This window comes from Paraburkholderia acidicola (assembly GCF_002362315.1).
Lineage (GTDB): Bacteria > Pseudomonadota > Gammaproteobacteria > Burkholderiales > Burkholderiaceae > Paraburkholderia > Paraburkholderia acidicola.
Genome location: NZ_MTZV01000002.1, coordinates 252,657 through 267,006, shown reverse-complemented (window position 1 = coordinate 267,006; position 14,350 = coordinate 252,657). Strand labels below are relative to the sequence as shown.

Genomic DNA, 14,350 nt, shown 5'->3' with positions numbered 1-14,350 from the left:
GGAGTTGAAATGGGAACGGCGGGTCACAGGAGGTCTCCTTATGGTCAGAGCGGAACGTAGGGAGTCAGGCGGTGGTGCTGGTATTCGAAATTGCGGCGATCGTTGCGCCTGTGCGCAGTGTGTGTGGCAGCGTGAGCGCGAGTGAAGTATCGGGTGCGCTGCGATCGATGCGCGCGATCAACCGACGCCACGCCGCGCTGCCAATCTCGCGGTTCGGCGCGCTGATGCTCGCGAGCGGCGGCGACAACAGCTCGCCCATCGCGAGACCGTCGAAGCCGAGTATCGACATGTCGTTGGGGACTTGCAGGCGTGCGCGGTGCAGACCGCGCATCACGACCATAGCGAGCAGATCGTTGCTACAGAACAGCGCGGTGGGGCGGTTCGGGCCAGTGGTCAGGTGCGCGAGCACGGCGGGTGCGAGTTCATTGGCATTGAAGTCGATTTCGAGCGCGGGCGCGGCGGCGAGACCGGCTTGCTGCATCGCCTCTGCGTAACCGAGATGACGTAACCGCGCGCGATCCGAGGCCGCAAGCGTGCCGGCGAGCATCAGGATCCGTCGATGACCGTGCGCGATCAACATGCGGACACCGTCGAATGCAGCGAGCCGGTTATCGACCGATACCGCCGGACGGCGCACTGTATCGTTGTGCATCAGCACGTAGAGCAGGCCATCGCGGTCGAGTTCGTCGAGCAGCGGATGCGTGTCGGCATCGGCAACGGTCAGGATCAGCCCTTCGACGCGTTGCGCGCGCAGCGTTTCGATCGCGTGGCGCTCGCGGTCCGCGTCGTACTGCGTGGTCATCAGCATCAACCGATAGCCATGTGCGGCGGCGAGATCGTCGATGCCCTGCAGACATTCGGCGAACACGGGGTTGGCGAGCGTCGGCAGCACGACACCGATCAACCGTGTGCGCTCCCCGCGCAGTTGCCGGCCGAGCGGGCTCGGACGGAAGTTCAGCGTGTCGATCGACCGGCGGATTTTCTCGAGCGTGAGCGGGTTCACCGTGTGCGGTGCGTTGATCACGCGCGAGACCGTCGCGATCGAAAACCCCGCGTGGGCGGCTACGTCCTTGATGGTCGGAATCATCGAAATCGGCCTGTTGTAAACGTTTTCGTCGAGCGGATTATCGATATGCTTTATGACTACGCGATGACGTGCGCCGGGCGATCGGGGGGAGGGAGGCGGAGATTTTGGAGTGCCTGCGGCGCGATGGTAGAATCGCGTCCGCCCTTGCCGGGGTGATGAAATTGGTAAACATAGCGGACTTAAAGCATTGAGTGCCCGGCCGGAAACGGCCGGTGTAGAACCCCTCAAATTCGGTGAAACCCCTGGAGCGCGATGAGCGCTGCCGAGGCAACGCCGAGCCAAGCCTGCCTGCGTTTGTGACTTTGATCGCGACGTGTGGTGTGGAAGGTGTAGAGACTAGACGGGGGGCGCCTAAGGTTGCGTGACGGGCTCGGCCCGATGCGCGCGATGGCGAAGGCATAGTCCAGCGCACGAACGGTCTTGTTTTTTGTTGTGCAAGGCTGGCGTCGAAAGACGTGGTGTGACGAAAATCCGCCGCTTAACGGCTTGCCGGTTCGAGTCCGGTCCCCGGCACCATCGAATCCGCTGCTCCTCCTTTATAAATTTGTCAATAGTTTTCAATGAATTGAAATTATTGAATAAAATCAATAGGCTGTATTCAGATTGACTTTGCTTGGAATCCGATTTTTACCGCCCCGTGCGTAACGCTGGTAGACTGGTTTGCACATTAGCTGCACACGGGTCTGCACATGGCATCGATTATCAAGTACAAAAACGGCTATCGTGTGTTCGTCACTGTGGCGGGCAAACGCAAGACAAAGACTTTCGCTACCAAACGTGACGCTACCGAATGGCGCGCTCACATGGAGGCGGAAATGCTCCGTGATAAAGACAAGCCGGAGGCGGAACGGCACACAGTAGCCGACTTGTTCAAGCGCTACGTGCGCGACGTGTCGAGTACGAAGCAGGGAGAGCAACAGGAGGCGCTGCGATTTGCGGCGTTTATCCGCGACTTCCCGAACCTTGCTTCCATGTCTCTGTCGGAATTCAAAACCCCACAGTTGGTCGAGTGGCGAGACGCTAGGTTAAAGAAGGTTGCACCGGCCTCAGTTGTTCGCGATATAAATCTGATTCGGAACGCCTTTATAACTGCTCGGAAAGAATGGCACTGGATCAATCATCACCCGTTCGACGGTCTAAAAATCCCCTTGGAGGGGCCGCCGCGTGATCGCCGCGTGGACCCGTGGAAAGAGGTACGCCCGATTGTGCGTGTCCTTGGATACGTCACCGGACAAGCTCCGGTTACCAAGAGTCAGGAGGTTGCCTTAGCGTTCCTCGTGGCGCTGCGTACGGCAATGCGCGCGGGGGAGATACTACAGCTAGGTAAGGGCACCTTAGACATACAAACACGAGTCGCCCGCGTCGCACATAAGACGCAGTACCTCACGATGAAACCTAGGCCTATTCCGCTTACCCGGCACGCAGTGCGGCTGCTAGCTCCGGTAGCGAACGCGGATAAGTGCTTCACCGTAGATTCAGACTCCCTAGCCGCGCTTTTCATAAAGGCCAAGAAACGGTTGAGGATAAAGGGATTGCAGTTCCGAGACTCACGCGCGGAGGCTCTTACCCGGCTTGCTCGCAAGGTCGACGTGCTGACCCTATCCAAGATTAGCGGGCATAAGGATTTAGAAATGCTTTCGCGTGTCTATTACCGTGAGACGGCGGAAGATATCGCGGCGCGATTGTAATCAGGTGTCGCGCTCGTGACGCGTGGTTATGGGTGTCGAGTTTGCCTGTTCTGGCCTAGTTATCTTTCGTGGTTATTTCCGCATCCCAGTACTGCCCGGTTGCGAGTTTCTCACCGGCATCCCTAAGCTTGCCTTCATTGCTCTTTATATAGGTCTTGAGCGCATTCCTGACTATCTCAGCTGTAGGCATACCCGTGATCGTCTGAAGTAGTGCGAGCTTGTCTAGGTCTACTACCTCCACGCGCACGTTAAGCGAGCGAGCGGGAGCTTTCTGTGGTCTTCCTCTTGGCATTTTCGTCACCATCTGTACGTTTAGATGTCACGATTGTATCAACGAATGCTCCTTTTCTGTCATTTCTCATAGTTATCTATACGAATAAGATTATGACTTATGTGTCTGATTTGGTGTATTAAGCATAGTCATCTGTACGTTTATACTGGGGGCTCACCAGTGATCGAATGAGGTAGACCAAATGCTAGCGCCCGCCCTTGCATCAGCACCTGTCACGCTCCAACTTATGCAGCCCGACGGCAGGGAAGTACGCCCGCTCTGGCTCGTGCTGGCGACGCTCCGAAAGCACGGGTTTCGTACGGTTGCTCCTATGGTGCGCAGCGGACTAGCTGGCTCGTGGTTCCTCGCCACAGCGGTTTATCAAGGGGCACAGCATGAGGCCGCTAGTGCAATGCGTGCGGCATGTGCGGAGCTTGAATACGCCGATGCTCTAATGGCCTAGGTAGGCGCAGACGACCCGAGCGCCCGGGAGTGTTGCCGTAAATCTATGCAGCCCTCGGATGAGGGTTTTTCTTTGGTTTGTGGAAGCACTATCAAAGCTATACCCAGCTTGCCTTAGCACTCCATCGTTTCACCATACGGAACGCCCCTCAGACTTGATGAGAGGAAGATTAGCCTTTTATTATGTCCGGGTAATATATCGTGTGTCGCCCGTATCGTAGGCACGGAAAGCGACGTGTAGACCGTATCCAGTGGTTATGCCTTCAAAGCTATATCCAGCTTACCTCAAAGCACCTACATTTCACATTGTAAAACTGTCCCCGTGACCGGGTAGAGACGAAGGCGCTCGCCGTTGTAGGCAGGTTCGCCAGTAACCGCAGGTTGGTACGCAGCCCAGCCCAAATGAGCCGCTAGTCTTTCACCGCATCACCCAATTCAGCACGCGCCTCGCACTGACCCATAACGGGCTGGGTGCGTTTCTTTGTTGTCTACAATTAGGAGTACACACACACAGATGAATAAATCACACCACGTACCGGATGCGCCCTATACGGACAGCCGGGTTATCAGTACCCGCATTCCGCCAGAATTTCACAAACAGCTACGACAGTTCGCAACTGAACACGATTGCGCGGTAGCCGCTGTAGTTAAAACTGCGTTGGAGCGTTACATTAGGTCTAACGTCTAATGGGTAATCAGTACACCACTAAAGTAACGGCGGACGCATCCGGGTATAAGGCTGAACTAGATAGCGCGGGACAACGAGCTACCGCGTTTGCAGCCACTCAGGAAGCCGCCGCGAAGCGTGTACAGGTGGCACAGAAAGCAATTGCGGAAGCGGCTCAGACTGGCTCCAAAGCGTCCGCAAGCGCTATCAATAACTTCGTGTCTCAGCTTTCCCGCACAGCGGACCAGGCAGGCAAGACACGCGCGCAGCTTCTGGAGATGAAGGCCGCGCAGCTTGGTATCTCTGATTCCGTATCGGGCTATATCGGTACGATTGAGAAAGCAGCCGAAAGCACGCACGGTTTCAACCTTGCGACCGGTGCGGCGCGTCGTGAATTGTTGGTGCTCGCGCACGAAGCATCACAAGGTAACTGGACGAAGTTCGGCGGTTCCCTTGGGGTGCTCGCGGAGCGCACAGACGCGCTTGGTGCAATTCTATCTCCCACAGGTGTAGGTGTCGGCTTGTTTGCCGCTGCTGTCGCATACGCAGGTATCGAGATTTACAAGACTGCTGCTGCAATGGACACGCTGCAAAAGTCGTCCACATCCACGAATGGATACATTGGCCTGACTAGCGATCAACTTACGTCGATGGCTACGGGCCTTGTCACTACACAGCATGGTTTGGTGAGTGTTACTGACACGATGGCTGCACTTGTTGGGTCGGGTCAGGCATCGCAAGACACAATCGCGAAGCTTACGCAAGTGGTGTTGCAGTTCGGTACTGACTCAGGAATGACCGCAGACAAGGCGGCTGAGGCGTTCGTAAAACTTATCGAAGACCCGAAGAAAGGGATTGACGAGCTACAGGCGAAGTATCACACATTCAGCGCTGCACAGATTGAAGTTATCGAAGGCTACATTAAGACAGGCAACACGGCGCAAGCTACGAAGGCGTTCATTGACGCTGTAGCAGACTCACAGAGCCGTATGGCTGCACAGGGTACACAGGAAGTAGGCGTACTCGCGCGTGTATGGCAGAGCTTCGCGGACGCGGCCCGACAGGCTGGCGCAAACTTTGACATGATGGGCGTTGCAGCTACCAACACGCAGAAACTCGCGGACGCTACAGCGAGACAGGCAGCAGCAGCGCGAAACCTCGCGAACGCAAAGGCTACGCCATTCGGTAATGTAGGCTCTGCACAAGCCGATCTAGATGCGGCTAATGCACAGGTCACAGCGTTGCAGAAGGTACAAGTAGCGCAGCAGAAGATTGCCGCAGAGAACGCACAGCGTGCCAAGGATGCCGCAGCGGCTTTGGCTGTGGGTAGCTATCTGGATTCTGGCAAGTACGCCAGTCCTACGGTACAGCACAACCAGGCATTAGCCACAGAGAACGCAGACTTTACAAAAGCTACTGCGGACCTGAACAAGAATTCTACGAAGTATCAAGAGGCGCTGAAGCGTCACTATGAAAACGTCCAGACGATCAATGACCAGTACGCCAAAAAGACACGAGTACACACGAACGAGGGCGGAATTAATGCGGAGCTTACCCGCATTGCTGGTCAGAATCAGCTTATCGAGCAAGAGGAAAAACGTACAGAGACCGTTCTAAAGAGCCAGCGAGACTCTGGACTTATCGATACGGTTACATATTTTCAGAAGCTCCACGACGCACAGGCTAACGCACTCAATCAAGAGATTGCGAACGCACAGCAGCGCGTAGACATCGCATCGCAGAAGAAAGAAAAGTCAGCGATGGAAACCGCGCTGAAAGACTATCAAAGTCTAGTAGCACAGCGTGTAGCCGTCGAGCAGAACTATACTGATTCGGTGGCACAGTATCAGGCGCTACGTGCTTCTCATGTACAGAAGTACTCTGACCAACAAGCGGAGATTCTAAGTAAGCAGATTGACGGTTATACGAAATCGTACACGCAGCGCAATATGTCCTCACAGGACAAAGCGGACAACGATGCACGTCTTAGGATTCTTGAAAATTATGAAACCCAGCGACAAGCCTTGCTGCTTCAGTACGATAGTCCTACAGCCGATCAGGAGGAATACCGGAAAAGGATGGTTATCGCGACTCAGGCTTACGAGGATCAATCCGCCGAACTCGAAAAGAACCTTGCTCTACAGCAACAGATGCAGGACAGCTACAGTGAGCAGATTCGTAAATCGTTGGTAGGGCTTGGAGGGGACTCGCAGACGAACGCGCAACTCGTGGGGTCGGGCTTTACCTCCGTCTTTAACACGATGGAATCCGCACTTGAATCGTTCGTAACTACTGGTAAGTTCAACTTCAGTAGCTTCGCGGCAAGCGTTCTTGACGATATGGCTAAGATCGCGTTGAGGGCAGCAGAGACACAGATTTTCAATACGCTCCTCGGTTCTTTCGGTGGTGGCAGTGGCGGGATTATGGACGCAGTAGGTGGTGGCCCGCAAAATTTTGCGACGGGTGGCGGCGTGTTCGGTCCAGGTACGAGCACGAGTGACAGTATTCCGGCCATGCTGTCGAATGGCGAATATGTCGTACACGCAGCAGCAGCCCGAAAATACGGCGGCCTACTAGAAGCTATCAATAGTGGAAAGATGGCGCACTTTGCTAGTGGCGGCGCGGTTGGGTCGGTATCCCCATCTCAATCAGTAGGTAGCGGTTCGCCTGTCAGCGTCACAGTAAATAACAACGGCGGTACGGGTCTTAACGACAAAGACGCCACGGATATGCACGCGATGATTACCGCATTCGTGGATAAGCGTATGGCTCAGAAAATAAGAGGACAGGGCGGATACGCCTACCAGATGAAATACGGCATGATCTAAGGAGTAACTATGCTTACGCAACGGCGCAAAGCACTAGCGTATGACTAAAACGATAAAAGGCAACAAGGCCGCCACAGCTACCCTACCAACACGGCACATCTATTGGACCTCGCTGCCGGGTACGACATGTACTTTTGGGCGCGACTGGTGGACACGACCGGCAACGTCGGAGCGTTCTTTCCGCCGCAAACGGGTGCAGGCGTACATGGTCAATCGTCGTCGGACGCTACGGCAGTTCTCGCGTACCTCACTGGACAGATTACCGCGACGCAGCTTGCTAGCTCTCTGGCTACTCCGATTGCAGCTATCCCGACGATTCAGGCTAACGTAGCTGCGAATACAACGTCTATCGCTAACAACACATCTGCTATTTCGCAGGAGGTTAGCGACCGGGTTGCAGCAATCGCAAACGAAGCCGCTGCGCGTGGTGCGGCTGTCACGTCAGAACAGACGGCGCGGCAAGCTGCGGACACATCGCTGAGTAACCAGATTACGACGCTCACAGCGTCTGTGAATTCCAACGCGTCCGCTATCACGGCGGAACAGACAGCGCGAGCTACGATTATTCAACGTTTGCAGAGGGCGTGCATTCGTTGCGTATCGATTGCTGGTCCCTACAGGATTTCATTCGATTTGTAGCAGTGTAGGTGCCTCGTGTAGTCGCGACCTCTTTCTTGTCACTCGTTTTCCTCTTGGTAAATGGGTGATTTTCTAACCGTAGTAAATTACATAAAAGTAGGAATTCTATAAATTGAAAAATAATCATCAAACATTCATTCGATCACTCATTGCAAAAGCTATCTTCGACGGTAACACTGCGGAGGCGGTGGCACAGTACGCTAAAAAACGATGGGGCGAGGATACCGACGTAGTAAAGGTATTTAAATCTCTGGAGAATCCACTTACGACGGACGGCGCTGCGGGACTCGTTGCGGAAACGCTTAGTCGAGCAGCGTTCGTACATGCCGTCTTCACGGGTTCTATTCTTGGACAACTACAGGGTTTGATACGGGTTCCGGCGCTGACGCGCGTCAATGTAGAAACTGCGCCTATTACTGCCCCGTTCGTAGCGGAATTTGCACCAGCGCCCGCCTATCAAGGCGCGTTTGGTGTGTCACTCAGCAATAAACGCAAGGTGGCTCTAGTCGCGATTCTAAGTGCGGAGCTTTTGCGTGCGACGGGCGATGCGGCGGAGAACGTCATTACCGCCCAGTTGCAACGCGCCCTAAGTCGTGGCCTAGACGCGGCATTTGTAGGAAACCAGGCGCGCTCCCCGGTTACTCCTACTGGCCTCGCGGCTGTCGCAACCGCAGCCGCGTCGTTTGAGGCTGGTGTGGAAGCTTTTACGGGTGACCTGACAACGGCGAGCGTACTGGTTAATCCACTTACCGCCGTGAACCTTCGTAGCGCAAGTGAAACCGGTATCACGGCGAAGGGTGGTTTCTACGGTGGTATGCCTGCTATCGCGTCTTACAGCGTCCCGGCTGGGAAGGTGTTTATTGTGGACGGTAGCCGGGTAGTCGCGTTCCTGGGCGATGCCGAGTTGGACGTAGCGAGCGCGGGTACATTCCCCGTGGACGACGGTACTGGTACAGCTACGGCGGTTCAAACTGGAATGTTTCAGAGCGGGCAGCAAGCCATTAAGGCGGCGCAGTACGCGGATTGGGATTTCGTTACTGGAGCCGCCGTAGAAGTCAGCTTGGCGTAAGTCGTGCAGTGGCATATCGCGCGGTGTGTCACACTCAATTATATAAGGATAGCGAATGAATAACCAACGAGGCTTCTCCGCCATCGTAATTAAATCGGTTGACGAGGATAAACGGGAGATTGTTGGCATTGCATCAACCCCGCAGCTTGATCGTGTCAATGACATTGTGGAACCACTCGGATTGACGTTCGAAAAGAACACGCCTTTGCTACTTGGACACGATCATTCGAAGCCTGTCGGCACCGTGCAGTTCGGTACGCCGACAGTTTCGGGTTTGCCCTTCAAAGCTACGATTGCCAAGGTTACGGAACCGGGAGTAGTGAAGGATAGAACAGATGAATCCTGGCACAGCGTCAAGGCCGGTCTAATTCGCGGCGTGTCGATAGGCTTTATCCCAAAGACATCGGAACCGCTCGGCAATGGAAAAGGTACACGCTTCACGAGGGCTGCGGTGCATGAACTGTCCCTTGTGGCGATTCCAGCGAATCCCGGCGCGATCATTACAGCGTTTAAGAGCCTCTCTGACGCTAGAGAACGATACGCGCCAAACCTCACTTATTACTTTACTCCAGACCCACGCACAGGCAAGACCTGGGATAGGCCGTTAACAGGGTCACCGTTCCACCGGTAACTAGATCGGATGTGGTTTGTCTTCAAATTAAAAATAAGGACGCGACGTGAGGGTCAACAAAGACAAAGAATACAAGATATCGCAATACGCCGCGACGCGTATTTCCGGAGAGGCGGGTGTAAAGGACATGCCAGTGCTGACATGGTTTAGGAACAAGGCGTATTTTCTGGCTAACGATCCCACGCCTACCTTTGAAGTTAGCGGGTTTGGTCTACGACGAACAATTTCTGTAGGGCTAAATGAGCGCGTAATAGGTGATGTTACGGCGCTGGCTAACGATTTGTCCGTTCCGGAGTCGTGCGTAGGCGAGCTTATCGCTTGCTACAACATGCCTGATTGATATGAAAATTAAGGATAGGATAGTTAGATATGAAAAAAACAAGTAGAGAGGCTCAGTGAGCCGTGCCGATTTGTTGAAGGCCGCGCGCTCGCTTGGAGTGCCTACTGAGGTAGTCCAAGGAGGAAGGCGAGGAGCTAAAAATAATGAATGGATTCGCGTCGATATCCTCGAAAGGTGCTACGGGAGAAACCTTGGTGTGCAGAAGTACGCGAATGCGAAAGTAGCCGACGCCGCTATCCTTACCGCAGTCGATTGCGCGTTGGGGAAGCTTGGCTACCTTCTGGGCGTGGCACAGGGCGCTATCCGCCACTGTAATGAGGAACGCACGGAATACGGGCGACTCTGTAGCCTTAAGAGACGTAGACCGGCAGACGAGGCAAGGGTGTTACGCAGTGCACGGCATTGGCTTGAGATTGCGGATATTGCGCAGCGACTGCACGAGGTTGAATCTAGTTTGACCCGACGAGGATTAGCCGGTGGCGACTAAATCCCAACACCTTGCCGCGATTGTCGCTATGCGCCTCGACTGGTCCAGTCAAGACAGGATTATGGCCGAGCAGCTAGCCGGAGTTAGATACAAACTGGAACGGGAGCGTACTAGGGCTAATAAAGCGCCCCCAACGGTTCCGACTGCTGCTGGAGGAGAAAAAGCAAATCCGATATTCGCGGTCATCGATCGTATGGCACGACAGGAGAGTCAGCTTACACGGCGGCTTAATCTTGGCTCCAAGCGGAACGCAGCAGGCCGATATGAGGCATCTAATAGCTCAGTGGAGACTAGACGCAAGCTGTGGGAGACGAACGCCGCTATGTGTGTGGAAAACCTCATACCCGGTCTATGGCTGGGTAGAGTCCAGGACGCTGGTGTGGAGATTCCAGAGGATGCGACGGGCTGGCCTAACAACCCCCGAAAGTTGCCGGAAGCCGGTAAGACGCATGGGGTGGGCGACTACTACCCGGTAGGTGATGATTACGCGGTTACGGAGCACCTGAAAACAACCAAATTGTAGAACCTGGAGTAATCCCGGAAATCCACGCGAGATAAGCCTAACGCTTACGTTTTGCTCCCGAAAAAGGTGCCATTTTGCGTTTCTCGTTGTTTTAACTGGACCAGTCGGTGTCCCCCGGACGACCTTTTGTGGTTTGACACTCCCCCCCCCCCCCCGGCCGTATAAACTCCCAGTCGCAATAATTGCTGTGACTAATGTTAATTTTAAAATGATGAGTAAATGATTGCAATGGATTTAATCATTGTTGTATGAAGTGGAGTGCGTTGAACATGCCGATAAGGATATGTATCAACCAACACCTCGATTTATCGAATGGGAACCTGAGGCAACATTAATAACCGTACCGAAGCTAACACTTAAGCAGGCCGGATGGAAGTCCGTCAAATATCCCGTATTGAGGGTGTCCGCTAAATCGTACGTTGACACAAGCACTGGTGAGATTATAAAGAAGCGAGATATGTTTAAGGCTCGTTATCCTGTTCCTCATAATCCGGGATTGAAGTTGATAGAGCAGCTTTGTATCATTAATGGATTATCCAAGAAAGATAGAGGATTGTGTGTTTTTCTGCTTAAAATGCGGAATGCTAGAGGTTCGTTCGTGATGAAGCTAACCGATATAGTAGACGGCTATATTAATCGAAACGGAAAGGTAACAAGAATTGCGAGAGCTAGGAGACAACACGCGGAGCTAGTGGGTCGTATCGCTGCTGCCGGTGTTATTGCGAACGAACAGGCGTTAGGTAGCTTGTTCCAGAAACACGGCGTAACCACTACGAAAACTGTACTTGAAGAGGAGTCTATATGGTACGCATGGCCCGATATCTTCTCTGGTAAAGCTCTGTGGTCCTGAGTCTCCGACTCGTTGCAATGTATATTACTACAAGCAATCAGCCGAAAACCCCTGTCAGGCCTAGAAAGTAAGCCCAAAAAGCTGGCCCTTTGAGCCGACTTCTTGCCTATTTTTGTGCTGGATTTGGCAACAAATTCATCGCGAGGTTGTCACTCTGCTTCAAAAGAAGCAGCCCCTTCGAAACTGGGTCATACAGGAAAAAGGTATTCCCAATAAGTCCAACGTATTCGAGTTTTCCGGAAATTCCACTTATTTTAAGAGAACTTAACGAGGTTGGGTTAATTATATATTTTGCTTGATTTTCTATTATTTTATGAGCATCCAGACTCCCCGTCAAAAGAGCAAGAAATGGAAATGGAGTTAAAATAAAGCACAGTATTCTTCTGAATTTGATGTGAGGTATCATGGATACAAATAACTCGGCATCCGATACCAATCCCGCAAATGGCAGTGACGCTATTGCCAGCACGAAATATTTTATCGGCTCAGGAGTTGTTTGGTAAATAATGGCAGATGAGCCAAACCAAATTATAAAAATCAATTCCTTCCATTTAATGAGCCAGTCCAATATTTTACCGACCCTGAGGCCTATTGTGGGTGGTTGGTCCGAGGGAACGACAATTCGAGGGCCTTCCATAAATATAAATGTCAGAAATACACTCAGCAAGGCTATAGATAATGGAAGAATTGCGCTTTTGAGGACATCGGTCAAATCTGCATACTGAAAGACATTTATATTGAATGTTCGCCAAAAGCCAATTAAATAGAAAACGCTAACAGCGATTCCAAATAGTATCGCTACGGTCGTGAGTTTGGTTTGTTCTTTCATAGTGCCTGCGCTGTTGGTTGGTGTGCTACACCGCGCCGCTCAAAATGGAATATCGTCTTCGTCCTCTGTGGATGATGATTTACTTATCGCCGTTATTTGTATCCAGTCATCATTCCATTCGGTTTGAGGGATATTTACAAGCTGGCCATTTGGTGTAAAGAAATTCTTTTTAAATTCCAGCCAGCCTATACTATCGTTATACCATTCTTCTACGCTATTTTTAGAATAACTATCTTTATCAGCGGCAGTCCAACTTCTTGCCTTCAGCCAAGCACGCAATTCATTTTTATTAGTAAAATAGACGCGATACGATGTACCTGTAAGTTTGGCTAGCTTTGCGAATATTGGGTGACTGGTCGACATGATAGAGCGAAGCGCCTCGTCCTTGTCCTGGTTAGAGCGCTGGAGAAAATCGACCATTTCTTTTAGAGTCGTTGCGACCCCTTTCATATCCTCTACGAGCGTTACTTCAGCACTCCTTTGCTGTTGACTCAGGTAACGCTGGAACAATCCGGCCCATTGCTCTTGCAGATACGATGTCACATCAGAGATGGTTTTAAATCCGGTTATTGGATTATTCTGAGGTAGGGCGTATAGGCGGTCGATGAACTGATAAATTCTGACATCGTCTGCGTATCGAAATTTCATGGAGTTGTTTTCTTTATTTATTTTCCATGTTTGATACTCTGTCAATGTGTTTTGCTCTACAAAAATGTAAACTTGGATGCTCTTTTCTAGTGCCCTGGATATTTCATTTTGGGTTATTGAGCTACCTTCTGTCTCTTTCGACTCTGAGCCAAATTTGCCGCCGATTATCGTAATGAAAAGATCGCATTGCTCGACCTCGCGATAAGCGGATGATTCTAGGCGACTATCACGGGCATATGGTATCGCGCCGGTTTCATGGCGCACGCAATCGAACCCGAGCGAGCGGACGAACAACTCTATGTCCTCACGGGATTGGTACAAATCGTAGTATGTGGAACTCAGAAATACGCGTGGTTTAGCCATCTTAGTTTGGTCGCCCCCGGCGCGTTTGCGCCTCGTTCATGTTTGAGCCACATCTTATACGATTCTCCCACTCGTGGCTTGCGCGGAAGCCGGGATGCGATGACGTGTTCGAGGCTTTCAATCCACAGGCGACGGACAGCAAAACCCGTGATAGATTCGAAATATTGTCAATCTTTGCTTTTCGAGCTTGCAACATGTAAGGGGGGCTGTGCCAGTCGAATGTACATTTATGTTGAATGGTCAAACCACATCTACATTGCAGTGCCCCGGTGTAGGGTCGCTTGCTGCTTATTCTGGAACGGGTATCGGTCGAGACAACCCGGCGACGGTATCCAAAGCGGATACCGGTCCGCTCCCTCCTGGCAGGTACTACATTGTTGATCGCCAGTCCGGCGGACATATGGGTTGGCTCTATGATTTTGCACGTACGTACGGGTACGGAACTAATCGTAGCCAGTGGTTCACGCTGTGGCGAGAAAAGACCGGCGATACGACGATCATTGATGGAGTCAAACGTGGAGCGTTTCGTCTGCATCCAGATGGGCCACGCCATCTGAGTGAAGGGTGCATAACCGTGCTCCACGGTAGCGACTTTACGAGACTGGCGGGATACCTGCGTGGACAGGGTGCGACCACGGCTGTGCCGGGGACAACCATGAAAGCATACGGAGTCGTGAACGTAAGATGAAACGTGCTATTCGATATACCTTGAACGTGGTTGTTACCGTTGTCTTAGGGGATTTGCTCGCCCGCCAGATTGTCAATTTGATTGACGGCCCAGGCCTCCTTAACGCAATCACGAACATCTTGGTACGAATCGGGGCAAGGCAACCAGATAGTACTTACGATCTGGACGGCGTTGTTCTTCTGGTTATCTTGTTGCTGTCCATCGTATTAGTTGGGGTTGTCGTGTGGGCAATCAATAGTTACTTGAGGCGGCGCGTGCAAGTGAGCTAACGCGAACCGTG

8 protein-coding genes are annotated in these 14,350 nt (G+C 52.5%); 5 read left to right on the top strand and 3 right to left on the bottom strand.

The features are described from left to right. Nucleotides 1-64: 64 nt before the first annotated feature. Nucleotides 65-1,087, bottom strand: a complete 1,023-nt coding sequence (locus tag BWP39_RS03265) for a LacI family DNA-binding transcriptional regulator (RefSeq protein WP_096718497.1) — start codon at nucleotides 1,085-1,087, stop codon at nucleotides 65-67. 689 nt (nucleotides 1,088-1,776) lie between these two features. Between BWP39_RS03265 and BWP39_RS03260 the strand changes: the two genes are divergently transcribed. From BWP39_RS03260 to BWP39_RS03230, 4 genes are all read left to right on the top strand, one after another. After that, on the top strand, nucleotides 1,777-2,775 hold the full coding sequence (locus BWP39_RS03260; protein WP_096716932.1) for a tyrosine-type recombinase/integrase: 999 nt from the start codon (nucleotides 1,777-1,779) through the stop codon (nucleotides 2,773-2,775). A gap of 1,420 nt (nucleotides 2,776-4,195) precedes the next feature. Beyond that, a complete protein-coding gene (locus tag BWP39_RS03245) occupies nucleotides 4,196-7,003 on the top strand; it encodes a phage tail length tape measure family protein (RefSeq protein WP_096716929.1) in 2,808 nt (935 codons plus the stop codon). Nucleotides 7,004-7,754: 751 nt separating this feature from the next. Next, nucleotides 7,755-8,711, top strand: a complete 957-nt coding sequence (locus BWP39_RS03235; protein ID WP_133116819.1) for a hypothetical protein — start codon at nucleotides 7,755-7,757, stop codon at nucleotides 8,709-8,711. A 55-nt stretch (nucleotides 8,712-8,766) separates the two neighbouring features. Then, nucleotides 8,767-9,342, top strand: coding sequence for an HK97 family phage prohead protease (locus BWP39_RS03230; RefSeq protein WP_096716926.1), 576 nt, complete (start codon nucleotides 8,767-8,769; stop codon nucleotides 9,340-9,342). A gap of 2,306 nt (nucleotides 9,343-11,648) precedes the next feature. Here BWP39_RS03230 and BWP39_RS31385 read toward each other — a convergent pair. Together BWP39_RS31385 and BWP39_RS03220 are read right to left on the bottom strand one after the other, a co-directional pair. After that, on the bottom strand, nucleotides 11,649-12,371 hold the full coding sequence (locus BWP39_RS31385) for a hypothetical protein (protein ID WP_133116818.1): 723 nt from the start codon (nucleotides 12,369-12,371) through the stop codon (nucleotides 11,649-11,651). A gap of 39 nt (nucleotides 12,372-12,410) precedes the next feature. Continuing rightward, on the bottom strand, nucleotides 12,411-13,382 hold the full coding sequence (locus BWP39_RS03220; protein WP_096716924.1) for a DUF4062 domain-containing protein: 972 nt from the start codon (nucleotides 13,380-13,382) through the stop codon (nucleotides 12,411-12,413). Between the two features lie 208 nt (nucleotides 13,383-13,590). Between BWP39_RS03220 and BWP39_RS03215 the strand changes: the two genes are divergently transcribed. Next, nucleotides 13,591-14,070 carry a DUF2778 domain-containing protein gene (locus BWP39_RS03215; protein WP_096716923.1) on the top strand — a complete coding sequence of 160 codons (480 nt, stop codon included), beginning with the start codon at nucleotides 13,591-13,593 and terminating at the stop codon, nucleotides 14,068-14,070. Nucleotides 14,071-14,350 lie beyond the last annotated feature (280 nt).

Coding starts and splice junctions, on each gene's coding strand:
- BWP39_RS03230 (WP_096716926.1), top strand. CDS start 8,767: ATGAATAACCAACGAGGCTTCTCCGCCATCGTAATTAAATCGGTTGAC.
- BWP39_RS03265 (WP_096718497.1), bottom strand. CDS start 1,087: ATGATTCCGACCATCAAGGACGTAGCCGCCCACGCGGGGTTTTCGATC.
- BWP39_RS03260 (WP_096716932.1), top strand. CDS start 1,777: ATGGCATCGATTATCAAGTACAAAAACGGCTATCGTGTGTTCGTCACT.
- BWP39_RS03245 (WP_096716929.1), top strand. CDS start 4,196: ATGGGTAATCAGTACACCACTAAAGTAACGGCGGACGCATCCGGGTAT.
- BWP39_RS31385 (WP_133116818.1), bottom strand. CDS start 12,371: ATGAAAGAACAAACCAAACTCACGACCGTAGCGATACTATTTGGAATC.
- BWP39_RS03220 (WP_096716924.1), bottom strand. CDS start 13,382: ATGGCTAAACCACGCGTATTTCTGAGTTCCACATACTACGATTTGTAC.